General features: G+C 50.5%; 25 protein-coding genes. 14 read left to right on the top strand and 11 right to left on the bottom strand.

What is annotated here, in order from left to right; genetic code table 11:
• Positions 1-53 precede the first annotated feature (53 nt).
• Positions 54-503, bottom strand: coding sequence for a translation initiation factor IF-2 subunit beta (locus ABI361_13800; GenBank protein MEO9321735.1), 450 nt, complete (start codon positions 501-503; stop codon positions 54-56).
• 1,390 nt (positions 504-1,893) lie between these two features.
• Here ABI361_13800 and ABI361_13805 point away from each other — a divergent pair.
• The 3 genes from ABI361_13805 to ABI361_13815 all read left to right on the top strand — a co-directional run bounded on the left by ABI361_13805 (position 1,894) and on the right by ABI361_13815 (position 4,540).
• Complete coding sequence (locus ABI361_13805; protein ID MEO9321736.1) at positions 1,894-2,163, top strand: TRAM domain-containing protein; 270 nt, start codon at positions 1,894-1,896, stop codon at positions 2,161-2,163.
• A 630-nt stretch (positions 2,164-2,793) separates the two neighbouring features.
• The gene (locus tag ABI361_13810; protein ID MEO9321737.1) at positions 2,794-3,516 is read left to right on the top strand and encodes a hypothetical protein; all 723 of its coding nucleotides are present in this window, start codon (positions 2,794-2,796) and stop codon (positions 3,514-3,516) included.
• Between the two features lie 775 nt (positions 3,517-4,291).
• On the top strand, positions 4,292-4,540 hold the full coding sequence (locus tag ABI361_13815) for a hypothetical protein (protein MEO9321738.1): 249 nt from the start codon (positions 4,292-4,294) through the stop codon (positions 4,538-4,540).
• Positions 4,541-5,552: 1,012 nt separating this feature from the next.
• On the opposite strand, the gene ABI361_13820 is transcribed toward ABI361_13815, so the two are convergent.
• Positions 5,553-5,876 carry a TRAM domain-containing protein gene (locus ABI361_13820; GenBank protein ID MEO9321739.1) on the bottom strand — a complete coding sequence of 108 codons (324 nt, stop codon included), beginning with the start codon at positions 5,874-5,876 and terminating at the stop codon, positions 5,553-5,555.
• 420 nt (positions 5,877-6,296) lie between these two features.
• Between ABI361_13820 and ABI361_13825 the strand changes: the two genes are divergently transcribed.
• Complete coding sequence (locus ABI361_13825; protein MEO9321740.1) at positions 6,297-8,027, top strand: alkaline phosphatase family protein; 1,731 nt, start codon at positions 6,297-6,299, stop codon at positions 8,025-8,027.
• A 188-nt stretch (positions 8,028-8,215) separates the two neighbouring features.
• On the top strand, positions 8,216-9,076 hold the full coding sequence (locus ABI361_13830; protein MEO9321741.1) for a cupredoxin domain-containing protein: 861 nt from the start codon (positions 8,216-8,218) through the stop codon (positions 9,074-9,076).
• A 124-nt stretch (positions 9,077-9,200) separates the two neighbouring features.
• Here ABI361_13830 and ABI361_13835 read toward each other — a convergent pair whose 3' ends face one another.
• The 6 genes from ABI361_13835 to ABI361_13860 all read right to left on the bottom strand — a co-directional run bounded on the left by ABI361_13835 (position 9,201) and on the right by ABI361_13860 (position 14,396).
• Positions 9,201-9,590, bottom strand: a complete 390-nt coding sequence (locus tag ABI361_13835) for a hypothetical protein (GenBank protein ID MEO9321742.1) — start codon at positions 9,588-9,590, stop codon at positions 9,201-9,203.
• Positions 9,591-9,774: 184 nt separating this feature from the next.
• Positions 9,775-10,194, bottom strand: coding sequence for a response regulator (locus tag ABI361_13840; GenBank protein ID MEO9321743.1), 420 nt, complete (start codon positions 10,192-10,194; stop codon positions 9,775-9,777).
• A 29-nt stretch (positions 10,195-10,223) separates the two neighbouring features.
• Complete coding sequence (locus ABI361_13845) at positions 10,224-12,098, bottom strand: sensor histidine kinase (protein ID MEO9321744.1); 1,875 nt, start codon at positions 12,096-12,098, stop codon at positions 10,224-10,226.
• 96 nt (positions 12,099-12,194) lie between these two features.
• On the bottom strand, positions 12,195-12,470 hold the full coding sequence (locus tag ABI361_13850) for a hypothetical protein (protein MEO9321745.1): 276 nt from the start codon (positions 12,468-12,470) through the stop codon (positions 12,195-12,197).
• Between the two features lie 138 nt (positions 12,471-12,608).
• On the bottom strand, positions 12,609-13,688 hold the full coding sequence (locus ABI361_13855) for an NAD(P)-dependent alcohol dehydrogenase (protein ID MEO9321746.1): 1,080 nt from the start codon (positions 13,686-13,688) through the stop codon (positions 12,609-12,611).
• 75 nt (positions 13,689-13,763) lie between these two features.
• Positions 13,764-14,396 (bottom strand): DUF308 domain-containing protein, encoded by a 633-nt coding sequence (locus ABI361_13860; GenBank protein ID MEO9321747.1) that lies wholly within the window; start codon positions 14,394-14,396, stop codon positions 13,764-13,766.
• A 148-nt stretch (positions 14,397-14,544) separates the two neighbouring features.
• Between ABI361_13860 and ABI361_13865 the strand changes: the two genes are divergently transcribed.
• The 3 genes from ABI361_13865 to ABI361_13875 all read left to right on the top strand — a co-directional run bounded on the left by ABI361_13865 (position 14,545) and on the right by ABI361_13875 (position 16,725).
• Positions 14,545-14,970: a universal stress protein gene (locus ABI361_13865; GenBank protein MEO9321748.1), complete on the top strand. Its 426-nt coding sequence runs from the start codon at positions 14,545-14,547 to the stop codon at positions 14,968-14,970.
• Positions 14,971-15,134: 164 nt separating this feature from the next.
• Positions 15,135-16,187, top strand: coding sequence for an LLM class flavin-dependent oxidoreductase (locus ABI361_13870; GenBank protein ID MEO9321749.1), 1,053 nt, complete (start codon positions 15,135-15,137; stop codon positions 16,185-16,187).
• A gap of 136 nt (positions 16,188-16,323) precedes the next feature.
• Positions 16,324-16,725: a hypothetical protein gene (locus ABI361_13875; GenBank protein ID MEO9321750.1), complete on the top strand. Its 402-nt coding sequence runs from the start codon at positions 16,324-16,326 to the stop codon at positions 16,723-16,725.
• Here the strand turns inward: ABI361_13875 and ABI361_13880 are convergent.
• Positions 16,718-17,512 (bottom strand): MEDS domain-containing protein, encoded by a 795-nt coding sequence (locus tag ABI361_13880; GenBank protein ID MEO9321751.1) that lies wholly within the window; start codon positions 17,510-17,512, stop codon positions 16,718-16,720. The two genes, ABI361_13875 and ABI361_13880, sit on opposite strands and share 8 nt — an antisense overlap.
• Positions 17,513-17,672: 160 nt before the next feature.
• Between ABI361_13880 and ABI361_13885 the strand changes: the two genes are divergently transcribed.
• The 4 genes from ABI361_13885 (at position 17,673) to ABI361_13900 (ending at position 20,929) form a co-directional block, all read left to right on the top strand.
• Complete coding sequence (locus ABI361_13885) at positions 17,673-18,146, top strand: hypothetical protein (GenBank protein ID MEO9321752.1); 474 nt, start codon at positions 17,673-17,675, stop codon at positions 18,144-18,146.
• Positions 18,147-18,247: 101 nt separating this feature from the next.
• The gene (locus tag ABI361_13890; protein MEO9321753.1) at positions 18,248-18,472 is read left to right on the top strand and encodes a hypothetical protein; all 225 of its coding nucleotides are present in this window, start codon (positions 18,248-18,250) and stop codon (positions 18,470-18,472) included.
• Positions 18,473-18,562: 90 nt separating this feature from the next.
• Positions 18,563-19,042: a response regulator gene (locus ABI361_13895; protein MEO9321754.1), complete on the top strand. Its 480-nt coding sequence runs from the start codon at positions 18,563-18,565 to the stop codon at positions 19,040-19,042.
• A 138-nt stretch (positions 19,043-19,180) separates the two neighbouring features.
• The gene (locus ABI361_13900; GenBank protein MEO9321755.1) at positions 19,181-20,929 is read left to right on the top strand and encodes a sensor histidine kinase; all 1,749 of its coding nucleotides are present in this window, start codon (positions 19,181-19,183) and stop codon (positions 20,927-20,929) included.
• On the opposite strand, the gene ABI361_13905 is transcribed toward ABI361_13900, so the two are convergent.
• Both ABI361_13905 and ABI361_13910 read right to left on the bottom strand, forming a co-directional pair.
• Positions 20,926-21,435 (bottom strand): response regulator, encoded by a 510-nt coding sequence (locus tag ABI361_13905; protein ID MEO9321756.1) that lies wholly within the window; start codon positions 21,433-21,435, stop codon positions 20,926-20,928. The two genes, ABI361_13900 and ABI361_13905, sit on opposite strands and share 4 nt — an antisense overlap.
• 133 nt (positions 21,436-21,568) lie before the next feature.
• Entirely contained in the window at positions 21,569-22,189 is a 621-nt protein-coding gene (locus tag ABI361_13910) for a hemerythrin domain-containing protein (GenBank protein ID MEO9321757.1), read from the bottom strand.
• A 237-nt stretch (positions 22,190-22,426) separates the two neighbouring features.
• On the opposite strand from ABI361_13910, the gene ABI361_13915 reads away from it, so the two are divergent.
• Both ABI361_13915 and ABI361_13920 read left to right on the top strand, forming a co-directional pair.
• The gene (locus ABI361_13915) at positions 22,427-24,382 is read left to right on the top strand and encodes a hypothetical protein (protein MEO9321758.1); all 1,956 of its coding nucleotides are present in this window, start codon (positions 22,427-22,429) and stop codon (positions 24,380-24,382) included.
• Positions 24,379-26,058, top strand: coding sequence for a PEP/pyruvate-binding domain-containing protein (locus ABI361_13920; GenBank protein MEO9321759.1), 1,680 nt, complete (start codon positions 24,379-24,381; stop codon positions 26,056-26,058). The genes ABI361_13915 and ABI361_13920 overlap by 4 nt, the downstream gene beginning before the upstream one ends.
• The last annotated feature ends 1 nt before the right edge of the window (position 26,059 follow it).

A 26,059-nucleotide genomic window follows, 5' to 3' on the forward strand; every position in this document is an offset into this window, starting at 1 on the left:
GCTGAAGCAGAGTACAAGGCATTGGAGAGCTGAACTATCATGTAAAATGCTGCTCAGGCATAATTGCCCTTGATTGAGGATTTGGCGCCGCAGGCTTCACAGATTAGAAAACCAAGCTTTTTGTTCTTTTCAGTACGAGTATCTGGACTCCCACAGACAGGGCATTGGACATAATCTTTGACGTATCGGTCAAGCAAGGCTTGGAACGAAGAGGGAGTTTTGCGTCCAATAAAGATAACCCTGTCACCCACAATATACCCTGCAGATGCCAATTCCTTGTTAAGGTAAAAGAGTATCTTCTCCGGGTCTCTTCGAAGCGCTTTTGGAAACTCCATAAAGTTTCGGAAAATTGTCTTCTGACCAACCCAAATTATCTGAGCGACTGGGACCTCGAGCCTAGCGGTAGCTTTTTTCGTCGTGCCGCCTAGTTTGTCCTGAAGGCGCTTGAGTAATGTCTCATAATCAGCAAAACTTTGAACAGGAGTGCTACTCTTATCGCTCACGCTGGAATTGACCCAGACTGTCTAATGTACGTTTCTCATTTCGAACCCCAGGTTTGCAGCGCCAAGACATGCTAATGAGGCAGCCTTTGCTTTTCGCCAGATTCTTCAGGACCATCGAGGATGGCTTAGCATATACAAACAGTCTTACCCAGCAACCAGCGAGTTGGCAACCGTGCAACCAGATAGTTCATTAGTCTCGATACTTCTAGACCGTCGTGAAGCCAACAAGCGTAAGAAGTGCATCGACAAGCACCAAGAAGAATGCCGGCTATTGTATATCCTGTCACGCCCCTGCGACCAAAGAAGCGCTTTTCAGTGAGGTTGGGGCAAGCATCATCCAGAGATATTGTGACAAATGCCTACCAAACGCCGAGCGCTAGGTCTCAGTCACTTTGTGCTTTGGTTTCAAATTAGTTGCCACGCCAGAGCGCCGGGTGGACTGGCGTATAGACAGTCGGCAGCAGGCATTGTTGACTTGAGGTCGTCGGTAAAACTCTAGCGGCAGCCAGATCTCGATAGGCCAGTACCAGCTCTTAACGTCAGGACACAGAGAAAAAGGCAAAGAATCGCAGCCGTGTTTGCGCCGCATTTTGTGGGTTGAACAGTTTCTGCAACAGCAAATTGCTTTGTCAGACAGACTACATGGATGTAATTTCAGTGTCATGAAGCAATTAGTCGGTAATCAGCTGATTCTGCATCACAGTCGAGATCAAACCTAGGTACCATCCTTTAATAGCCATCTTGCATAGGTAAGTCATGACCAGAGCTTTTGTCTTTTTGAATTCTAACAGCTGCTCGAAAAAGGATTCGCGTGCTAACTAATGCCCATGCTAATGCTGAAGTGCAAAACTTGCGGCGAGGTTTTCCCCGGAACCTATGTTGATGAAAACAAAAACAAGACTCAAAGCATTATTGGCGGTTCAGTACATGTGTGTTCTCGGGGCCACAATAACCAGTATGCGGCAGATGACTTTATGGATTGGTCATAAAATGGTCATTCCTGTCCAAACGAAAAGCCCGTACCTTTGGTGCGTCGTGCTCTCGCTCGTTTAGATAGATACCAAAACGCCTTAAGGGATGGATGTCCATCAAGAGAGTGAATCATTTTCAAATACCTTGGTTGCCTCAGACACCCGACGAACAACGTCAGCAGGACTCAAAATTCATATCACAATGGAACGAAGAAGAAGAATACTGAACCCATTTTGCTCGCAGTGCCATAACGGGCTAACGAGCAACCACTAGGGGAAAAGAACAGTCGGCACCGGCGGTATTTTTGACCATGAAAGCAGTTTATTTCAAGTACCACATTGGCTGCCCGAGTGGCGCAAGTTTTTCCCTCCCACTTTCCTTGGTTTATATTGCTTGCCAGAACACTGAATGATAACTAATGTCATACGGAACATACGGAGGCGGCAGCCGCTACGGCGGTGGCGGCTTCGGTCCAAAACCGGTTGAAGCAGGAAAAGAATACGATGTGCAGATTACTGAGACGAGCCGAAAAGGTGACGGAATTGCCAGAGTGCAGGGCTTTGTGATCTTTGTGAAGGATGGAAAGATGGGTCAGAATACAAAAATCAAGGTCATTAATGTCGGTGAAAGGTTTGCTACTGCGGAAACGGTAACAACACCTCCAGCAGCACCAGCCACTCAACAATAAACCAGTACGGAACAAGAAACACTGCAACTGTGGCAACTACAACAAATGCAAGTACCACTTTATCCATTTTTGGCAAATTTCTCTTGGCTCAAGTCCTAGTCATAGAAGCTTAAAGTATCTTGAATCATTTCTGAGCGCACTGAATTAGCTTTCACTGAGCTGAACCGATGAAAAGCACTTGTACTACATACTCATTAGTGAAGTGTGGCAAAGCCATCTCAAGTTAGGGCAATCACAAAGAACTCCAAAAGATATTCTGATCCATGTTTAGAATGTGGCCGTCAAGCAACAATGGAAGCCTTGTACCACGAAGACGGCGTAATCGTTGCACGCAGATTGTGTGATAGGTGTCTTTCAAAGGCTCGCAAATGAACATCAGGGGATAGATGTAGCTGCTGTAACAATTTGTGCTAGAATAACCGGATCTCGCAGACTCGCGTCCTGCGGCGTCATGATATAGACTTACTTTGCTTCGAAGAGAATCGTATCTGAAAGTTTGGTTCCAGCGCTCGACTGATGAATGTATCCGTGGTAGCCATTTTCGGATGTTGCTATTCCCTTTTTCCTGTCTGTTTGCAACGACCCTGGCTTGATTTAATAGCGGGCAAAACGTATTGTGTTTGTTCTTGTTTGTGCGCTGAAAATAATGATCAACTATTGACGACTAGTCAACGCGCCTTGATCGAGGCGCAACTAAAGAAATACGATATCCCACTTCATATTCTCCAGAAGGTTGCCCAGGAAAATAATTGTCCCGTTGAAATCCAGGACAACAACGGCAAATCAACCAAAAGGCCTAATTTGGATCGCATTCTCCCGATGATGGATAGCAAGTCGTTGCTTGTCCTTCAGCAGATATTTCTTGACTGTCAAGATTCTTATTCTCACTTTAGATTCGCGGTCTACCTTTCGTCAATGTATAATGCTATTCGATACAAGTATGTATTCAACGATAAGTCGCGTCGACAGGCTGACGGTGAATCTTCATTTGATCTTTCCATTTATAATCGCGAAACCGGCTTGTTGGTTGCAGTTGCAGCCCAAAATAATGATCCCAAATTTAGTACTGCAAATAACGACTCGATTCAGCAATTTCTAGGGGCTGTTGCAAAATTGAGTGTAGACGTGCCCAGCCTTCGGACTGCGTACTATTCTTCATCGTATGGCTATACCGGTGATCCCCACTCGTTACATGAGATATGGGAAGAGATCAGAAAGCAGCAAGTCGGGGAGGCTAGTGACAGACCAATCGAGATCAAATTTTTCGAGTACAAGGACAAGGTTTACTTTGAGATAAAGTCACCAGCTAAGAAGAACCGCGCCAGCGTTAAAACAGATCAGAAGACAATTTAGGCATAAGGGCGAACCAGCGACTTCCGGATTAGTTCTTTAGAATGCGGACACGCAGCAGTAGCCCGGGCCTTAGACCGCGTGACTTACTATTTTTGCACTGCAATAGTGCGGTTAAGAAAGTCTCTGCAGCAAATGTCGGAGCAGAAATTCAGCATTGTTCCAGTTGCGCGAGAATATTGTATCCCTTCATTGAACTCTTGGTACTCTTTGTTGCATGATTTGCAGTTTCTATACATGATTATTGCTCGCCTTAATTTCGCCTTGCCCGCTTAAAGTTGTTTGGCGATGAGGTCGATCTAGGCCAGTACATAGGCCAAGCCTACGAAAGCTAAGCGACATCGCATTGCGGTCATTTAAGTAAACAAGACAAACACGAAGTACTTTGATTTGTTAGACCTAGTCGAGGCGCCTAGTATGCTTTATCAGCGGTTAGGAGGTTTACTGTGACGGAACTCAGGCGCTGGGCCTGAAGCTGAAACCCGGCTTCTTCATAAAAAGCGGTCTTATGCTAGGATATAGTAGCATAAATAGCTGCCGCAGGACCAAGAAGATGCTAAACTTTCAAAGGAACAGGACATATTACTGGCATTTCGGATTCCGCATAGTTAAATAGCTGTAATTCATATAATAGGTGTTGAGAAAATTTAACAAAACAAATTTTGGCAGATGTGAATGCTCCTGCCACGGAAGGCCGAACACCGATTACTGCGGTTATTGTTCATCGTCTCACGTAAGGTACGCGCGCAAGTAACTGTTTTTTCAAAGGTTGTCTGACTTGAGTCAAGTCGATACTGAGCAAGAACAGCAATTCCGTATGTTGTATGTCGCAGAGCTGAAGAAAAAGCGCGATAACGAGTTTAGCGATGAGAGAAGAAGGGTAAACTACCAAGCCGCAAAAACACCTGGCAGGCGAGGAGAAGTGATAATGCAGGATGAAATCAGCAAAGAGACAATCCGGCGATATTATCTGGTGGCAGGATCGTCCGCAAATCCGAACAAAGGTCACCAAGTCTTGCAAAGCTAGACAGAGCAACTTTCTCATTTCTAGTCCGCTGAAAAGACAGCAGCGTGCGGCCTTGGCCGCAATTGAAAGTTTAGCTGTCTTATTTCCTATCTCTGGCCGTAGAGTCAACTGCGTCCATTATTACTTGAGTCGCTCGAACTTCAAAATTTGCAACGCAGTACTTTTCATTCCTTAATTTCGAATCAAGCCTGCCTTCGCCTATCAGACTAGATATTCTGTTTACGGCAGCCAAGTAGTTCATTGACGTTTTCCAAGTGAGAACGATTTCGCAGTCTTCGCATATCCCGCGTTTTGCATTAGATCCAAAGATTTCGCCACATACTAGGCATTTACTGTACACGATTGACTTTCCCGTGCGCGGCGCGCCAACGCCAAAGTGAGCGGTATTGAAGCAGGCAATGCAGATGTTTTTGTTGCAAGTTGAACATGTATGGTAACTTTCGCCCTTGCCGCATGACTCACAAGGTTGAGGCAAACCGCTACAGATCCTTTCCTAACTTTCCAGAACAGGTATTACAGTATTTTTCAACACTTGTGACACCGTCTCCTACGTCAAAGTATGCGTCAATGGTCGCCAGTTTCTCGCATGTCGTACAGTACTTTTGTTTCTTGCCAGAAAAGTGGCTCTCGATGCCTTCTAGCCGCAGCAGGATTTTTGACAGAGGAGAATCACTTTAACCGTCCAAAGCTGAACAAATCCAAGCCTATCTCGAGTTGGCTGCTAGACAGAGGGTCAAGAAAGTGGGCAATCATCAGTCGCAGTATGTCAGCAGCACATAAGAACCTACTCGGCCATCCCAACCATTCTAGCGGGTATTTCCCCGCTCACGGGAACTTGAACCTTGAATTTTAATCTAAAACAAATAGTCAGGCTTGCGAGATAGTTTTGGAGTTAAATGCCAGTAACAAAGCACTTGGCCTTGAAGGTGTGACGATATGAAAAAACACGGGATTTCTCTTATAAATCAGTCAAGGAGAAATCCAGCTCCGTTTGACAGGCTTAATCGAGAGCTTAGCTTTGCGCCGGCTCCTCTTTCGAGTCTGTACTTGCTGCCTGGGTCTGCCCAGAAGAACTTGACGATACTTCCGCTGTCGCAAACCTTTCGCCAACGTTTGTGATCTTTACCTTGACCTTTTGTCCCATCCTTCCTCCCGCTACAAATATGACAAATCCCTGCACTCTTGCGATGCCGTCGCCTTTTCTGCTCGTTTCCGTAACCTGTACTTCGTATTCCTTTCCAACTTCTACGGGCTTTGGACCGCCAAAGCCGCGGCTGCCTCCATAACCTCTGTTGCCGGAGCTGTTGTAGCCGCCTCTTCCTCCATATGATGACATTGTAATCGCCATTCTCTTGCATCAAGAGGTGCTATAAACCCGCGCCTCTCAACTTGCACCAGGAGACAAAGGAGTTCCTTTCCACAGGGCATCGCCCGCAATCCAATTACACGCAAAAGATGACGAATTTGATGCTTTGAATTTTCAGCATAATGCCCCCTGAAGTCTTATCGAGAGCATTCATTCAGGAATCACAGGCACAGAACCTTAATGCGCCCTGCCGACTTGGTCAGTCGCAAGGCTTCAGCTGAAGCTTGATGCCCGCCTGGCTAATTGGGTAGAAATTGATTCTTGGCTTCAAGTCACGAATTTTTCACGGACCGGATGGTTGCCTCACGAAAACACCGGCCATGCTAGGGTTAATTCTTCTGGTACTACTCTCCAGAAGTTATAAAAGGAGACATCTCATCGAAGTCGGCTATGGAAGGAACGGCTAATGTCATCGTAAAGAAAATACAACTTGCAGCACTGGCGCTGTTGATTTTGCCATTGTTTGCAATCCAAGGAGTGGCGGCTGATACCAATCAGACGAAGCACGTGCTCCTTATTTCCGTGGACGGTCTTCACCAGTCAGACCTACAGTGGTATGTCAAGAACCATCCTGGCTCCACGCTTGCCACGATGGTGAATGGCGGCTTGGAGTTTACCAATGCGCATACTCCAGTCCCATCAGACTCTGACCCCGGCGGCACAGCGCTCATGACCGGAGGCGACCCGCGCTCGACTGGTGTTTACTATGATGTCTCGTACAACCACAAGACGTATGAGGCTGGGACCACATCTTGCAACGGACAGCCCACGGGTGGCGACGTAGTCTACGACTCTCCGGACGACAAGAACGCCAGCCGACTCGACGCGGGCCAAAACATTCCGGGAATTGATCAAAACCCAGCACGTATCATGAACATGACGGCCAACCCCCAGACCGTCCTGGTGCCTTCGACATTCCCGGTCAACCCGGCTAACTGCCAGCCTATCTGGCCGCATTCGTATCTGAAGGTCAACACGATGTTTGAAGTCGCAAAGGCTGCAGGAATGCACACCGCATGGTCAGACAAGCACCCAGTATACGAGTCGTTCAACGGTCCTTCAGGCCACGGGATAAACGACTTGTTTACTCCAGAGATTGACTCTGTCGCAATCGAGCCGAATGGTCATCCCTTCCCTGATGGCGCAGGAGGGTGGACTAAGGACGACGCTGCTACCAAGCAGTACGACGGCTACAAGGTGCAGGCAATAATCAACGAAATCGATGGGTACGACCACAGCGGACAGCACAAGGTCGGAGTTCCGGCTATCTTTGGAATGAACTTCCAGGCTGTGTCGGTCGCAGAGAAATTGTTCCAGTCGCCGGCCGTGCTCATTGGCCCGGACTCGAGTGGCAACTATACTCTTGGACCTAAACTGCTAGGCGGGTACTACCCAGGCACGACCACCCCGGGCCCGCTATTGCAGAGTGCGCTTGATTACGTCAATACGCAGCTGCAGTGGATGGTCAACGAAATCCACGCCCAGGGACTTTCAGACTCGACTGCCATCATTGTGACTGCCAAGCACGGACAGTCTCCGCTGGATCCAAATCAGTTGCGCAGGATAGACGATGGCCCCATAATTACCGCAATCAACAACGCATGGGATAACAAGACAGGCTGTGCATCAAACTGCACCTCTCTTATCGTTGCCGGAACCGATGACGACCTCTGGCAGAGCTACCTGTCGGTCAAGACGCAGGCTGCCGCGGATTTCGTCAAGAGCTATCTTTGGACTCACAGCGCTCCGGGCGTGACCTATAACGGTACAACTGTGTCAGTGCCCCACTCTGGACTGGCCCAGATATTTGCTGGCAATCAGGCAGCCGCCTACTTTGGCGTGCCTGTCTCGGACCCTCGCCACCCAGATGTCTTTGGTCGTGTCCAGGTGGGTGTCGTGTACACCGGCGGAAGCAAGATCGCAGAGCATGGCGGCTCTAACCCCGGCGACCGCGATGTCCCGATCCTCGTGTACGCCCCAGGGACTGTCACACCGGGCTTGAATGGCCACTGGGTCGAGACGACTCAAGTCGCGCCGACGACGCTGAAGTTGCTCGGACTGAACCCCATAAACCTGGAGGCAGTGCAGATCGAGCATACCGCGGTGCTGCCCGGAGTTTAGGGCAGCCCACGCACCTTTCTTTTTTTTTGACCACGATCTTAGACCTGAAGCAAAACCGGCGCATGCCACCATTTTTGATTCAATAACTTCCACGGGACGTTAATTTCTGTTATAAAAGTAAAGCAGTGCCATGCAGTGCATTCCTGATGGATAAATAGAACAGTCCTTTTGATGCCTGCTGTAAGAAATTGAAATTCACTGCATCCGTCGCAATGATAATTGTAGGACTGGCCATAGGCGCACTGAGCGTAGGACTTATCTTTGTTCCCCAAACACCTCGGCTGAACCAAGCATCCCAGTCTGCTTCCTCACTTCCTGCAGTACTTCCGGTGATGAACCAGACAACTACTACAAGGCAAATCTGGGAGACATGGTACATTTCACCGTCGTCGCATCAGGACAGGTTCGAGCCCTCGTTTATCACTGTAAATCAGGGCGATACGGTTCAACTAACACTGATTGATAACGATACCGTTGCGCATGACCTTGCCATTGGGCCGCCGTACAACATAATGATAAACGCGACCGTCCCCGGACTTGTCAATGATATGACCGGCGAGCACTTTACAACTGCTGCAACGAATAACTCTCCCGGAGTAACTGTGACAGGAACGCCCGGCAACGTTTCTGCAACTTACTCTTTCGTAGCCAAGTATGCAGGCATCTACGAGTTTGTGTGCACATACCATGCAGAGGTGGGTATGATTGGATATCTGACAGTACTGCCAAATGCCGCGTATGCCGAGAAGGTGCCGGCAGGACACGCATCTATGACCGCGGGCGTAAACGTAACCATACCAGCGGGAGCGGCATCAAATACCAAGGTTCAAGGCTATGCTCCGGATGAAATAACCGTCCCTGTTGGCAACACGGTAACATGGACGAACCAGGACAGTGCGCCACACACCGTCACTGCCAATGACGCAAGCTTTGACTCTGGCAACCTTGCACCGAAGCAGGCATACAGCTTCAGTTTTACAAACGCGGGAACCTACAACTACCATTGCGTCTATCACCCTTGGATGACAGGGAGCGTTGTGGTGAAATAGGGTAAGGCGCGACTAGTTCTCCAAGAGAGGGGCATAGTTTGGGTGGCATAGGGCTCCCCGGCTTTCAAATTTCGGAAAAATGATCACCCGGGGGGCTGCAGGAGAGCCTACCCCCTTCGACTGATTAGCCCACAATCCCCACGATTCTCTTTAGTATTTCGCCTTCAATGTGAACCGTCCAGAGCATCTCGGGTACGTCAATGGCTAGGAACAACAGAGACAGCAACAATGCCTCGGCTGCTGCAACGGCGAGATTTTGAATCCATTTGCCGATGCCTATATGTACTGCAAAGTTGTTTGGCTCGCCGGTTATCATTATCGTAAATGCTCTGTCAGCTGTAATAATGTCGCGCAGGATTCCCGCCTTTTTTGCCTGTATCACTATTCCAACTGGCGCGCTGGTGTTAATTTGCGTCTTGTACCCATCGGATTGCAGCATTTGCACAATTTGCTGGCCAAGCTGCGCCAAGTCCTTGTTCTTGTTTTGGAACTGAACTACCTTTTCAGAAACCATGTCTTGCAAACCCGCTGCCAATTTATTAGCCTTTTTTTCTATTTCGGGGGCGACAGCGAAATTCTATTTGCGGCTGTCAGAGGGCTTGTTGCAATGCCAGACATGGGCAGCAATCCACGCAGACTTTCAGGTGCCCGGCTGGTGCATGACATCCGGTTTGCAGCGAACTGGCGTCGAAATAAGGTCAACCCTGCCCAATGATTTTCTCGATCTGGGCCATCAGGGTTGCAAGGCTTATGGGCTTTCTGAGCTGGCCCACAATGCATCCACGCTCTTTCAGGCTCGATATCCTGTCGTCGTCCAGGTCATAGGCTGTAATCAAGACTGTCCTCGTGCCATCCAGCTCTTTTATCTGGCACGCCACCTGGTCGCCGAGCATGTCTCCAAGTCTGTAGTCAACAAGCAGGACGTCTACCCTGCTCCCTTTTTGCTGGTGTTCCTTGTACGTCGAGATGCAAGCGCTGCCTGAAAGCGCGGTGAGGACGTTGAACTTGCGCCGGAGAAAGTTTGAATATATTTTGAGAATGTCTGCCTCGTCGTCACAAATCATTACGGTCCTTCTCCCCGCCAAGTCCCTTCGTGCGTCGTCAGGAGAGCCGTTCAATGCGATGCAGCTCCACGTTCAAGGGTTAATTATTCTTGTTCTGCCCGGCTGGGGATATCTTGCCGGCTGGCTTGCAGATACAGAGGGATGGAAAAGTAGAATGATGCACCGCCCCCGACGTTGTTCTCTGCCCAAATCCTGCCGCCATGGGCCTCCACGATTGCCTTTGACAGGTAGAGCCCCAGACCCGTGCCGCTCTCCGACCGGCTGCTGAACTTTGTAAATAACCTCGACAGTATTTCGCTGTTTATCCCCTTTCCATTGTCCTTTATCCTGACCAAGGCCGTACCGTCGTCAGACTTGGCGGCAGTGATTTCAATGACGCCGCCGTCATTGCTGAACTTTATCGCGTTTCTCAGAATGTTGGATATCACCTGGTACAGCCGGGTCCTGTCTGCCATGACTGCAATTGTCTTATCAGATGTCTTGAAAGAGACCTCTATTCGCCTTGGCTCTCCTAGGCCGCCGTTATCTTTACTGTACAGTACACTGAGCTCATTACTGACAAGCGTGCCGGCAGTGCCAAGGGTCTCATTGATTGCCGCTATAATGTTCTCGTTGAGGTCGAGCTTTTCTAAATTCAGTTTCAGTGTCTTGCTATCGATTCTGGTGACGTCAAGAATATTCTCAGTTAAAAGCTCCAGTCTTTTTGCATTCCTTGCAAGCATTTCCACTTCGTCTTCCGAGAGCTCGATTCTCCTGGTTGGAGATTCATTTATTGACATCTGCATGGTCTCGGCGATGCCAATAAGCGGCTGAACAGGAGTTCTCAGCTCATGGGCTGCGATGTTGATAAACTCGTGCTGCAGCTTATCGTGCTCCTGAAGCCGGGTGTTTGCCTCTTCGAGCGAAGACACTGCATTTTCTAGCTCCTGCGTCTTTGACCTGACCGTTGCATGCAACCTTGCGTTCCATGATACAACAAGAAAAGCCATTCCCATCGCAAGGCCGCCTATGACAATGACAAGCGTCGTATTGACCAGACGCTGCTGGTCAATGACTGAATTTACGCTGCCGGTGAGCGCGTGGGCACCTGTGACGTAAAGCACGCCTAGATCCTTGCCTTCAATGGTGACGGTATTGTATGCATAAGTCCCGGTTACGCCACGGTATGTCAGTTCCTGGACGCCTGAGCCTCCGGAAAGACTCTGGTGCAGAAAGTCGTTAAACCCTGCCGCCCTTAGGTCCTCAGGAATTCTTTTTTGAAACTCGTTTCCAAACACATTCTGACCTATTGCAGTCAGGTCGTCAGAATAAAGTACCGTGCCGCTTCTGTCCAGCATGCCGACGCTTCCCTGCGCGCTGGGAGTAATTTGGCTCTGCAGGAACTTGCCGAGGGTGTCAAGCCGCACTGCGGCAACGACAACGCCGTTAAAGCGTCCATCCGCTGTCAAAACCGGCACGGAGATATACAGCCTCGCAATCTTGTCGTTTGAGTTGATGGCAGTGCTGTAATAGAGCGAGTTTGTTGCTTTTGCTTCGGTGAAATATGGTCTGTAGCTCAGGTCTGTGTTACTGTAGTTCCTGTAATTCTGATCTGAAAGGTCGCTTAACCACACCATGTGGCCCGATTTATCCAGCCACATGTAAAAGTTGGTAATGCCGCTCGTTGATTCCTGACTTTTGCTCAGAATTAGTTTTGCGGAATCACTTATGGAGCCGTCCTGCAGGGCAGATGACCTCGCAATTATTCCGAGGTTGCTGTCAACTGCTTCGACCTTGCTGATCAGGACGTTGGAGAGGTCGTGGGCCTGGCGCTGGGTGCTTGATTCAACGTCCTTGGCCGCCATCTCCGATACCTGAGTGCTTGAATAAGAGCCGTACACGTAGCTGACAAGGGCGAGCGAGGCAACTGCCGCGCCAATGATTACGAGAATAAGGGCACTATTGCGTGGAAGCGTCAAATACGCTTAACAGCCGGGCACTAGTAGATAAATCAGCATGCCACAATGTACTAGAACTTGATTGTAGCTCGGGGTCAAAATAGTAATGGGTGCAGACTAAGGCGCGCCGTTGCTAGCAGCATCGTACCGCAGCATTGCCCACCGCTCAATGTCTCTGCCTGCTGGAAACTCGGAAGCGCATTCTTGGCAGGCAAGAATTACGAATCTTCGGGAGCTTGTGGTCGTAGAATAGCGATCGAGGTCTCTTGTGCACAGCCTTACGGCAAAGTGGACATCCTCTTTGCCGCAGCCCTTGCAGTCTGACCGCATGCGGCCCATATCGACAAACTCTCCTTTGTCGCCTGAAACAACAAGCATGACAACGGTGGGCACATGACGACTTTATATCAGGCTGACTAAAAGCGGAATGATAGAGCTAACAAACGTCTTAGTCTAGTCAGGCCGGGCTTTGATTAATCATAAGCGATTTTCAATGGTCTAAAGCCATATGCGAGCACTTGCAGCCGGCCATTACTTTAGAGAAGACATGTCTATGGAAAAGCGGTATTTCACATCCGACTTGAGCATTCTTGCATAAGCCTCGTTTACCTTCTGGATGGGAATAACTTCAACGTCGGCGGCGATATTGTGCTTGCCGCAAAAGTCGAGCATCTCCTGCGTTTCGTTGATGCCTCCGATCGGAGAACCCGATATACTGCGGCGCCCAAATATAAGTCCGAATGGATGGACGGCAAGGGGCTTTGGCGGCGCGCCGACGAGAGTGATGTTGCCGTCGCGGCCGAGCAATTCAAGATATGCATTGATGTCGTGATCGGCAGAGACAGCATCGAGGATAAAGTCAAAACTGCCAGCGTGCCTGCGCAATTGGCTAGCATCTCGCGAAACGACAACCTCGTCCGCTCCGAGCCGGAGTGCATCCTGCTTCTTGTTGGGAGACGTGGTGAAGACGACGACATTGGCGCCAAGCGCATGGGCAAACTTTACTGCCATGTGTCCCAGCCCTCCGAGTCCGATTACGCCAACCTTCTTGCCTTTGCCGACACCCCAGTGGCGCATTGGCGAATAGGTTGTAATTCCGGCGCAGAGGAGAGGCGCAGCGCCCGCAAGGCTGAGGTTTGACGGTACGTGCAGCGCAAAGTCCTGTCTGACGACTATACTGTCCGAGTAGCCCCCATAGGTGACGCCCCCAAGGTGCCGGTCGGGTGAATTGTACGTAAAGATGACATGCGGGCAGAATTGCTCAAGTCCAGCGCGGCATTCCTTGCAGGTGCTGTCCGAATCGACCATGCAGCCAACAGCCGCGATATCGCCGACCTTGAACTTGGTAACTGCGGGGCCGACCCTTGCGACTCGGCCTACGATCTCGTGTCCTGGCACGCAGGGGTAAACCGTGCCTGCCCATTCGCCGCGGACAGTGTGAAGGTCGGAGTGGCAGATACCGCAAAATAGAATTTCAATGTGGATGTCGTCATCGCCAGGCTCCCGGCGCGGAATGGTGGTCGGAGAAAGCGCTGACGCCGCGCTTGAAGCAGAATAAGCCTTGGCTTGGTACTTGGCGCGTGCCTTTGAGGAAACCTGCGTTGCTGACATGACCCTTTTCTGTGATCAAAGTATAAAGGCATTTAGCGAAAGGAGAACGCAAGCGCTTTCGCGACAGGCGTTGAATCACGCAGCTTCAGAGCCGGTATTGCGTTTCGAGTCAAGGTCAAACCGTCGGTAAGCAGGCCGAAATAGTGCCCCAGTTGCGCCTACGGCGATGTACGATGCCCCGATTATGACAAGGGCTGTCGCCAGTATTGCCAGCAAGACAGGAACCCCCAACACAGGATAAACTATGATTGGGAATGACAGTGCTGTTGTCAGTGCTCCAACTCCAATAAGCATGGCGCGCACCCAGCCGGGGAAGTGTTTCTCAACTATTCCTCGGGCAACGGCCGCACTCCCAAGAAATATTAGCCCTACCGCAAGCAGTACGGACATGGCAATGACTGCGGCTCCCGGGTACGCGATTGCGAAAAGGGAGGCCGCGATGGCCAGAACACCCACGCCAATGCTTGCTGCTCTGGTCGCTTTCCTGAGGTGTTTAGCGCCCGCCCCGATAACAATATCATGTATTCCGCCAAATAAGAGAGAGACAGAAAGTAACGCTGCAATCAGGTAGACTGCAAATGCTGGAAAAACGAGGACAAGACCCGCAAGCATCATCGTCAACGCCCCGAGGATTATTTGTGCAGCACGCAGAGAATTCGGACTCTTTGTCACGCCCGGCAGATGCACGTTAGTTTCCGGTTTGCTCATATTCCGATACGCCAGCCGGAATTATAATAGCACTTAGAGTACACTGCATTGCACTGAAATCTGTCAACTTCGCACAGTCGCGGTGAATGCTGTGCAATGCTCCGCATTCCTTGTTCTTTTATAGAATCGCCTGCAATGTCCAGACGACATGATATCAAGAGTTCTTGTTGCAGTTGACGGCTCCGAGAATGCGGAAAGAGCATTCGATACGGCAATAGAATTGGCGCAGAGACTTGACATCCCGCTTGTTGTGCTAAACGTACTGGACGATTATGGCAATGATGCTCCGCTCTGGAAACGTCATGACGTTATCGTGGGCGAGCTGGAAAAACAACACGACGAGATGCTAAGAAAGTACAAGGAAGCGGCTGAAGGCAGGCTCCATACAGTTGTTGTCACTGTAAGAGCGGAAGGGTTTGCGGCTGAGCAGATACTCAAGACAGCAGAGGAGGAGGACGCCGGGATAATAGTCACGGGAAGCAGGGGTCTCAGTCCGGCAAAAGAATTTCTCATGGGGGGCGTATCCCAGAAAGTGGTGTATCATTCCAAGCGGCCTGTACTTGTAGTCAGGTAACCAAAATAGTACCTCATCGTTTCTGTGAGAGCGATCCTTGTTCTGAGAAACATTCTTTGCAAATCAAACTACAGTTCCTTTTTACTTACCAGCTAATTTGGCAACTAGCTAGGCAGCCCGGATTTTCTACCATCGTTAAAAGCAGGCGCAGCGTAATGGATGGTATGCAAGTTGGAGTTGATAGTTTTGCCGCCGCCCTTGGCGAGGGCATGCCTCTGGGCGACCCCTCAGACCGCTTAAGCGAGCTTATCGAGCAGGTTGTGCTGGCCGACAAGGTCGGTCTGGATGTATTTGGTGTTGGCGAGCACCATCGCAAAGAGTTTCTTGATTCTGCTCCCCCCGTAATCCTGGGCGCAGCTGCAGCGCGGACAAACCGGATCAGGCTGTCAAGTGCGGTAACGGTGCTAAGTGCAGCCGATCCTGTTCGAGTGTTCCAGGAATTCGCTACTCTGGATCTGCTGTCCCGGGGACGCGCTGAGATGATTGTCGGCAGGGGATCATTTGTTGAGGCGTTTCCGCTGTTTGGACTGGACCTTGAAGATTATGATTCGCTTTTTGCTGAAAAGCTGGATCTCTTGCTAAAGATCAGGGAAAATGAGCATGTCCACTGGTCAGGCAAGTACCGGCCCGCCCTGACTGGTCAGGGGGTTTATCCGAGGCCTATGCAAAACCCTCTGCCAATATCTATTGGGGTCGGCGGTACGCCGGAGTCATTCGTGCGGGCAGGACTGCTTGGCCTGCCCCTTACCGTTGCCATTATCGGGGGAGAGACGCGGATGTTCAGGCCACTTGTAGACCTATACAGGGAAGCCGGCGCGCGGGCGGGTCATGCGCCGGAAAAGTTGACTGTCGCAGTACATTCGATAGGGTATGTGGCTGAAACCAGCAAGCAGGCAGCAGATGAGTTTTACCCCGGTTATGCACGCGCATTTGGCAGGATTGGCAGGGAACGCGGCTGGAGTCCTATAACGCGGTCCGGCTTTGAAGCCCAGCTGGGTCCTGAAGGGGCGCTCTTAGTGGGAGACCCGGATGAGGTGGCCGAAAAAATACTCAGGCACAGCAAGTCGCTTGGAGGAATATCGCGCATCACTTTCCAGATGAACGCGGCCTCGGTACCACAGGAAAAGCAGATGCGAGCCATTGAACTGATAGGCAGGCGGGTGGCTCCTTCCCTCCGCACTCAAACGGGAAGCGACAGACAGTTTGCGGTCATGTAAGTATGTATCACAAATCTTTTTTCCAATTGACCGCATAGTTGCTATTGATGCAAAGATAATTTCATGACCATCAAAGATTTAGACAGAAGTAAGAACACTAATATGATTCAGATCCGAGCTTAACAGGCGGCCTAGCTTGTCGAGCTACCGCGAATTGTGCGAAGATTTACTTTCGCTCGACAGCGTCCTCTCTGCCACCGTCTTGAGGATGGACGGAGCCATACTTTACTCAGATCACAAGGGCCAGTTCGAGCCGCTTCTTTCTAGGTCAGATGCGGAGGCCGCGGTATTCCGAGCGGCAATTAGGATGGGAACTCGGAAGGAGTTTATGGATAAACTTGGAGGAATCAAGTATGCCTTCACGGCATACGGCAAGGTGAACCAGTACACCATTCCGCTTGACAGTGAAGTAAAGACCCTGTTGTTTATTTCGGAAGGAATCAGCAATCACCACGCAGGCAATTTGGAGGGCCAGCTTGACGCTAGTCCGGGCATTCTGCGGATCTTTGATATTCTAAAAAAGCACGGCATCAGATAGGTGCTTGATCGCCGGCAATCATTTCAACAATCGTACTTGTGAGCATTTTCAAAATCGCGTCGCCGGACATGCCAAACAACTTCCTGACTTTTTCCTCAAACAGCTCGGGAGATCCGACTATGTCTTTCTGGTCCAGCTTGTAAACGAGTTTCATGGTCTTTAGCACAAGCCGGCAAGTTTCCCCGCCAAGAACTGTCGTGAGGGAGCTCTCAATTAGAGACATTACGTCAAGCTGGCTGCTACCGCCCGTGGATAGCAGTACCTGCGATGGACCCGCATTGCTCGTAAAGTCCTGATGGGAGTTTAGGAGCCGTACCAGATATCGAAACGGAAGCTTGTCGACCATGCTCTTCGGGTAGCAGCAAAAGATCCTGATGTTGACCCCTTGCATTTTCGCAATGCATGCCTCCGTTTCCACGATTTTGAGCTGGCTCTTACTTTCCGCAAACAGGTTTCTGGCCGGCATCCCCACAACAAGTATGCTCTTGTAGCCCTTGGATTGCATCGAAGAGACAACTGTCTGCCACTGGGCAATCAGCTTGTCGCAATCAATGCCTCGCTTTGAGGCGGAGTAGAAGGAATCCGGATTTATTATTTTCAGCGCCCCGCTTTCAATATAATCTTCAGCTGCTGTTTCAATCTTTGAGATCTTGACTACGGTCTTGTTGACATCGCCTTCAACAGCGTAAACCACCGCGTGACCATTTGAAAGGAGGCGAATAATTGTATCATACAAATCCTTTTGCGTGGTTCCCTCTTGCACCTCACTGGAGAATGTGTTATCCACGCACCAAAAAGTGTGGCTAAAACGCAACGTCAATGAGAGACTTTTTTTAATTACTAATAAATTTATTGAAAATAGCTGAAGGAATTAGCATTTGCTGATCACTGATTGACTGCTCAAGAAATGTATAATTACTCGAAACGACGAAGCAAAAGAGATTCTTATGACTGAACAGTATCTTGATAATAAGCAAGAGGCTCAACTTACGGCTGCCGTCGTTGACCAAGCTCTTCAATACGTTGGCGGCGAAGCCAAGAAACTGATAATGGAACACGTGAAGCGCAAGTACGGCCTGGACTTTTCCCTGGTCGGCGAATACAAGACAGAGTTTGAGAACTATTTGCGCGAGACTTTTTTTGAAAGCGCAGAGATTATCATTCTCAGGATAAGAAGCGTCCTTGAGGATTCCAGGAAGGGCGTTCGAGCGGCAAAGCCTACGCTTAACCGCATATCTCGCAAGGTGTCGTTCCTTTTTTGCGACAAGTGCTTCTGGAGCGCTTCTGTACTGAGTGAGCAATTTGAAAGCAAGTGCATGGCTTGCAATAGCGAAATCAAATGCGCGCTTCCTATATCCTCAAACGAGGTCTTTAGCTACGAGGTAAACGACAAGAGAGGCATAACCCTTTACTTTTCTTGACTGGCTCTGCCTCGCCTGAGCTGGTTTGCATTTCTCCTTTTGTATTATATACCAGTTATGCGCCAGCTTTTCGCGATATAACATCAGCTAGGTATTTCAGCGTGAGTAAGCCCGCAAGAATTGACCCCGAAGTAATAAGAAAAAGGTTTGATCAGGCGCTAGGAAAGGAGGCGTCTGAACTGATCTTCAAAACCCTGCGCATGGTGCACATGGTCGACGAGCAGACAATCGGAACTGACCGTGAGCTCTTTGAAGAAAAGATCAAAAAGGTTCTAGGGCCTGCAACTGCGGAGGTCCTTCTCAAGAAGGTCTTCGAGGCTCCGTAAGCGCAGAGCGCAACTCTTGGTTAAAATGTGGTTTGTGTTTGCCGCGACTTGGTGTCCAGACTTCTAAGGTCGCAAACCCTACAATTCCAATTGGACGACCGCGCCACAAGCATACTCCAGGACTCGGCGCATCAAGTTAAAGCCGGCCGGTTTTCCTCGAAAGACAGAGGGAGATTTGAGAGCGGTGCCGCGAGGTCTCCGCATGCGCGGATATTGTACGTTGACGATGAGGCGAACATTTCTAGGGTGATAAAATACGGACTCGAGAAATTTGGCTTTTCAGTCGATACCCACGCGAGCCCCAGGTCTGCACTCTCCTCGTTTAGAGCCGGCCTTTACGATTTGCTCCTAATTGACGTACGACTGCCCGAGATAGACGGCCTCGAACTGTGCAGTCAATTATTAAAGATTGACGCCGGAGTGAAGGTCTGTTTCATAACCGCATACGAACTGGAAGAGGAGGAGGTAAGAAAGCGCATTGAAGGTCTAAAGTCGGCAAGCATTGTAAAAAAACCAGTTTCCTTCGACGAGTTGGTCGCCAAAATAAAAAATGAAATGCAAAGCGTATGACACCATGCTTTACCTCCAGACCGTTCCCAAGTATACAGCTTTTGGCAGCGTGAGTCTGAGCTGAAGATCCGCGGCAAGCTGGCCCTGGTAAGTATTACGCTCATTATAGCCTCCTTTACTGTTCCCTCTGTTATCGCCATCCAGACCTTCTCCGCCAGCCTAGAGTCGCAAATCACCAACAATCTGCAGCAGCAGGCCTCCAAAGGTACTGACAAGATTTCTCGATTTTTGTTCGAAAGATACGGCGACATACGGCTTCTCACGGATAAGAGAAACAGCATAATGGATGGGACGCAGTTTTCCCTCCAGGACAAGATTCAGTATCTTCAGTCCGTGGAAAGGGCCTATGGCGTGTATTCAGCTTTTTCCATTTACGGTGCCAACGGAACAAGGCTAGGGAACACCCATGACTTTTCAGTAGGCAAGGACGATTCGGCTGAAGAGTTCTTTAAAGTGGCGTCAAAAGGTTTAATCTATTATGATCCGGTCCCGGTTTATTCCAATGATACTGGCAAGTACGAGCTGCGGTTCGCAGGTCCGCTCCATAATAATTCCGGCAAGGTAGCAGGCGTTCTGGTCGCATCTGTGCCGCTTGCCGCCATCAACGATATCGTTGCCGAGTCTGCAAGCGGCATTGACAGTGCCACTGCAAATCTTGTTTCACCTAGCGGGCTGATAATTTACTCCAGTCTTGGCAGCGGTAGCACCATGCACCAAAGTTTGTCGAACCTACAGGTGTATCAGAGAATGGTATCCTCGGGTAATCAAACGCAGCATGTAATCAGCAATGAGCCTCTTGGCGGCCAGGACAACCAGGCAATATACGTCGCGGTCAAGGAAGCAGGCTTTCTTGACTTTAAGGGTAATGGATGGATTCTCATCCTTGCTGTCCCCACCAACGTGGCTTTTCATGTGGTAAATCAGCTGCGCGTCAATTTCGTTCTCCTAGCTGCAATAATACTTGGCGCATCCATTGGAGCGGTTGTCATATTCTCGAGAGTATTTACCAAGCCCCTTATAGAACTGAAAAACGCCGCGGTTCAGATAGCGGGCGGCAACTTTGAGATCAGGGCAAAAATCCACCAGAACGACGAAATCGGCGAACTTTCAGAGCAGTTCGACAAGATGAGGTCGGAGTTGAAGGACAGGGAACGCACAAAGGACGAGTTTATCAACATCGCAGCCCATGAGCTGAGGTCTCCTCTGCAGCCGATTATCAGTTACGACGAGCTTGCCTTGAAGGGGCTCATGGACAAGGACGAGGCGCTCAAGGTGATCGACAGCGAGGCTCGACGATTCATCCAGCTAGCAAATGACATACTGGATGTCAGCAGAATCGGCAGCGGCGCAATATCATACCAGATGCAGATGATAAAGCTCAAAGATGTACTTGAAAGAGTCATTGAACTTGTGAGAGCGTCGGGCAAAATGGCAGACGGCGTATTGCTGCTCGCAGAATTCGACAACGCAAGCAAGGAACTGGAGATCGAAGGCGACCGCAACAGGCTTGTACAGGTCTTTACAAATATTATCGGAAACGCGGCCAAGTTCACAAAACAAGGCACTATCAAGATTGAGGCGCTGGCACAGCAAGACACTGTAGAGATAAGGATCAGCGATACGGGCGGCGGGATTCCCGAAGAGATACTTCCAAAGCTGTTCGGCAGGTTCGTCACAAAAAGCGTCAAGGGCGGCACAGAGCACGGTACTGGCCTTGGCCTGTACATAAGCAAGGCGATAATCAATGCTCATGGCGGTGAAATTCGCGCGCGGAACAACGAGTCGGGCGGGGCCACCTTTACGGTTATCCTCCCCGTCAAGAAGCGAGGCACCCAGAAAAATCATAGCCCGAGCTTGCCCGCTGATGCGAGCCGAAGGCTCAACTAGAATGTCCTGAACTTCTGGATTTCCCTTATCGACTCTAGCAGTTTTGAGATCTGGTCGTGTGACGGATTGACAGCCTTGAATGCGTCGGCGTCGACCTCGAGCTTTTTGAGCTCATCATAGATTTCCTTGTCCTCGAGAGTATCTATGAGTGCCTCAAGCTTGAACGGCTTTTGCATCAGTTCCACGGCCCGCCGGAGCTCCTTGACAGAGTCTACAAGAGTGTCTTTTACGTAGGCAGAAGCAAAAATAATTCGCTGATTCGGGTTGATTGCAAGGATCTCCTTTGCAACCTCCATCCCATCCTTTTTCGGCATCCTGTAGTCGAGTATGACGGCATCAAACGGCAACTCGCCATCCCGTTTTTCAGTCTGCTTCGATTTGCTGTTATAGACTTTAGTGCAGTCCTCACCGTTGTCCGTCAGTTCGACAGAATGTCCCCTTGCTTCCAAGGCCACCTTGTACGGCTTGAGGGTCAGTGGGTCGTCTTCGGCGATGAGTATCTTCACGTCACTGATTTCCCTTGCAAATGGAAATATAAATTTGAAGTTAAATCGTCATTTTTTCGAAGATTTTGCTGGCAGCAATCGCTTTGGCAGCAAGGATCATCAGAGCCTCCAGATAGGCTTGCTAATCCCCCGTTCAGTTCGGGTCTTTCATCCAGGGCCTTTCTTCCAGGTAACCTATCAGCCTTATCAGCTGCTCGACTCGCTCCGGTCCTCCAATTTCACGTTTGCACGTTTCGTAATGCGCTAGCAGTCGCTCATCGATGTCCGGCGGGATGCTCATTCGCGCCTCCACCTTGTCAAAAAAGGAATCCTCCTTTCCAGTATGGTCTGAGACGAATACCGAGTACGCTTTCAGGAATCTTGCAACCGGTTCCCTGGCATCTACTCCTGCCTTCCACTCCCTGACTTGCGCAAGAAACATCCTAGCAATCCTCCGGCCGAGTTCATGTTCTATCAGGAATTTGCGAACGTCTTCTGAATAATCCCTTACCTTTGCCTCCGGGAAATACGCGCTTTCCTCCTTCCCATGGTGGAATCGGTCAACAAATTCCTCCATAACCACCGACATCACCTCCAGATCCTCCATTGGCACATTTCCGTTTGCGTATAAAAAGTCCGAACACTTTCTCGCAATATTGCCGACGCGACGCACCGTATTGTGATCCAGTTTGAGGTTTTGAGTCGAGTTGGGCTCCACCAAATCAATCCTAATATCCTTGCTTCCAAATAGAATATAGATTTTTGAGAATGTCATGTAGCGACGCAGGCTTGACTAACCGAGATGCATTATGTATCTTGGCTCTGGATACTTGCGGTGTACTGCACTGTATTCTCGGCTCTAATATAGAACTCCATGCTGGCTGACCAGTGATGTTGCATCATCTGCTTGAGCCGATTACCCACAGTAACGGATGGGGAAAGTTCCATTTAAAAAAGGGAAAACGGAGACCTGCAGCAGGCGTTTGAGCGGTCTGAAACAGGGTGTGAGTTTGTGGGAGAAAAATCAGAAATAATACGCGAACTTGGCGACCGGGAGCTCATGCTCCCGGGCCTTATCAGAGAAGCATTGCAGGCAAACGACCGTGTAAAGTATTATTTCACGCTCTTGCAGGCTGCAAGAAGCAGGGCCGACAGCCCTGATTCCCGGTTCTCGGACTTGAGCGTGGAAAGAAAGGCAGCTGGAATCCAAGACGGCTCGCTGGATCAGGTAGTCGACCGCAGCGCGCGCGACGGTCAGACAGGATACTACACCGTGCCTCTTGCATCCCGGGTTGCAGAGCTTGTCAAGAAAGACATTGAGCTCATGATTGCTCCCCTGACTGAGGGCAAAGAAGGGTTCGAAAACAGGCTTGCCGCGCTGCTGCGTCAGCAGGAAGCCGTAAACGAGGACAGAATATCTGGAGCGTCAATTGATCTCATGACTGCTGTGCCGCAGGCTGGCGCAGAAGGTCCTGCCGATACCTTTCATGCAATTGTAATGGACGTTCACAAGGCGCTCAACAGGCTTCAAGCCTCAGTCTACCAAGAGTCTGTCGATGGGGCAAAGGTTTACGGCATCACGGAGCAGGACAGGCAGCTGCTAAAGGCGTTTATGCATGGCGTAAGCAGCACCGCGAAACTAAAATTCGACCACCCGGGGCTTGGGACAACCGCGACAAGATCTCCTGATGGGCTTGTGATTCAAAATGACATAGGCCAGACTGACGCGCACGTTCTTGTTATCAGAATCAAAGAGGTAACACAGGCAGAGTCCTCTGTCCAGACCACCTATACCGATGTCCACCCGGAGAGGCTAGTATTCTTTCAGGCGCTTTTTGAACAGTTCGGGACCAAGTGGACAGAGACTGCGTCAAGAAGGGCAAGGAGTCTTGAAGAGGGCTCGTACCTCCTGACTGTAGGCATCTACCAGGCGGAAAGCAGGCATCAGCTCGAGGAATATCTTTACTTTCTGGGCTCGCGCATAGTGTTCCTTATTGACTGGAACAGGGCGCGCAAAAGGCTGCGGAGCTTTGTCAGGAATAGCGAAGCGTTAAAAGTCCTAAAGTGGGCTGCCCAGAACAATCATGGCCACATGGGCTTTCTAAAGTTGGGTGGCGACAGCCTGGTTATCGAGGCGATCGAGAGAATTCCAAAGGTGCAGCTTCGCTATGGCCAAAAGCTCGACGACGTACTGGGACGCGAAAGCGCGGCGGAGTTTCTCAAGTTTGTCCTCCGGGCGTCGTCCGAGCTGCAGCTTGAAGGCAAATCTAGGCCGTTTATTAGAGACGAAATAAGTGCGGAGCTGGCCCGACGCTTTCGCGGCATTTATGAAAATCTTCTCGAAATAGCATCTCTACACGCAGAGCTTGTTGTGGAAACAAGCGCCGCGGCAGTCGATGCGGTAATCCAGATTTTGACGCAAAGCCAGACTCCCTCAGAGCTTCACAGGATACTCGCCCGGGCAGGGGTGTGGGAAACGCGTGCGGACAATCTGCTCAACACCGCCCGACAGGCCATCAAGCGTTCTCGAGCCCCTCCGATTGTGGAGCAAATAATCAGCGAGGCTGACGATGCGATAGACTCGATCGAAGAAGCTATCTTCCTGCTGACTCTGACGCCCTCAGGTCCGCTACCCTTTGGCGAGCCGCTACGCGAGCTTGCTGAGCTGTCCAACAAGACTGCAATGGAATACCTCAAGGCTGCTGAATGCTCCAAGCTCGTTCGGCGGGCCGGACAGGATATAATCGACGACCTGCTGGCCGCGGTTGACATGACTACTGTTCTTGAGCACGAGCAGGATCAGGCATACAGGAGTACAAAGGAGGCGATTGTCAGCGGGGCTTCGGACTTTAGGCAGCTGCACCTCTTTGCAGAAATCGCCGCCAAAATGGAACAGAGCACCGACTCGCTGATGAAGTCCGCCGTACTGCTCCGCGAATACGTTATGGAAGAGGTGATGGCACAATGACTGAGCCCGATACCGCAGACTTGGGCATCGCTCAGGAAGGCATTCATTTCTTTGGAATTTTGCCGGGTTCCGGCTCGAGGCCCAGTTCTGGCTCAGAGGCAGTCTCTCGCCAAGAGGTCGGCTCCAAGGCGTTTAACCTGATGCGAATGTCAGACATTGGCATACCAGTCCCGCCCGGTTTTGTGGTCGGTGCCCAGTTTTGCCGCAAGTACCTTGAAGAGCGGGCAACTAAGCTGCCGTCATCACTGGTGGCAACTATAGAGAAGGGATTGCGCGTAATTGAGAAGAGCACCGGCCTGACGTTCGGTGGATTCCGAAGGCCTCTTTTGGTTTCAGTGCGATCCGGCGCAGCTATCTCGATGCCCGGCATGATGGACACGCTGCTAAATATTGGCCTGAGCGACGCGACTGTCTCAAGCTTGGTGAGGATGACGGGCAATCCACATTTTGCAAGGGATTCATACAGAAGGCTTATCCAGAGTTATGCGGAAGTGGTTTACGGGGCCCCTGCCCGGCCGTTTGACGAGGCTCTGGCCGAGCTTCTCAGGACGGACAAATTGCTGCGGGGTGTCGCGGACCTTGACTCGCAAGAGCTTTTGCAACTCTGCCGAAAGTACCTAGAAATTTTCGAGGAGAGTACAAGCAGAGCCTTTCCGCAGGACTGTGTCGATCAGCTTACCGGCGCAGTCGAAGCCGTATTCCGGTCTTGGGAGAGCCCCAGGGCAAGAGAGTACAGGCGGATTCATAACATTACGGGTGTTTCTGGAACCGCCGTCACTGTTCAGTCGATGGTTTTTGGAAATATAGGCTCTAGCTCCGGATCCGGAGTGGGTTTCACGCGAAATCCGGTCACAGGGGAGAACAGCGGAATCTATCTGGACTTTGCGTTCAATGCTCAGGGCGAGGACGTAGTCTCTGGAAGGAATCTGATGCAGGATCAGGCTGACAGCCGCCGGCGCACAAAGCTGGAGTGGGTCCTTCCAGCTGTCTTTGAACAGGTTCAGAATCTCGGAAAGCAGCTTGAACTTGCGTTTAAGGATATGCAGGACTTTGAGTTTACCGTACAGGAAGGCAAGCTGTACGTCCTGCAATGCAGGACAGGAAAGAGGACCCCATGGGCCGCGCTTAGAATCGCTGTGGATATGGTCAAAGAAGGCGTGATAGATCGCTCGGTTGCGCTTCAGCGGCTTGAAGGATACGACCTCGCCTCGATCAGCCACGCCAGGCTGGCAGCGCCAAATTCAAAGCCGCTTGCGGCCGGCATTTCGGCAAACAGAGGCGTAGCGACTGGTGAAATCGCGCTCGACTCGGACAGGGCAGTCGAGCGCTCGAGGCTTGGGCACCCGGTCATTCTTGTCCGAGATGACACTGCCACGGCGGATATAGCGGGCATGGTTTCGGCGGCAGGCATCCTAACCAAGGCCGGCGGTAAGACTTCCCACGCCGCGGTAGTAGCGCGTCAGATGGACAAGGTGTGCATCGTCGGCTGCAATTCGCTTTCAATAAGACCGAGTGAGAGGGTCTGCTCGTTTTCTGACAGGAGCCTTCGTGAGGGCGAAATAATCTCGCTTGATGGCGACTCGGGCAATGTCTACGAGGGCAGGCTGGACATTGTAATGGAAAGACCAGCGGCACTTGTCAGCGAGGTGCGGAGCTGGAAATCTGGCCTGGCGTAAT

It is taken from the genome of Nitrososphaera sp., assembly GCA_039938515.1.
In the GTDB taxonomy this organism is placed as follows: domain Archaea; phylum Thermoproteota; class Nitrososphaeria; order Nitrososphaerales; family Nitrososphaeraceae; genus Nitrososphaera.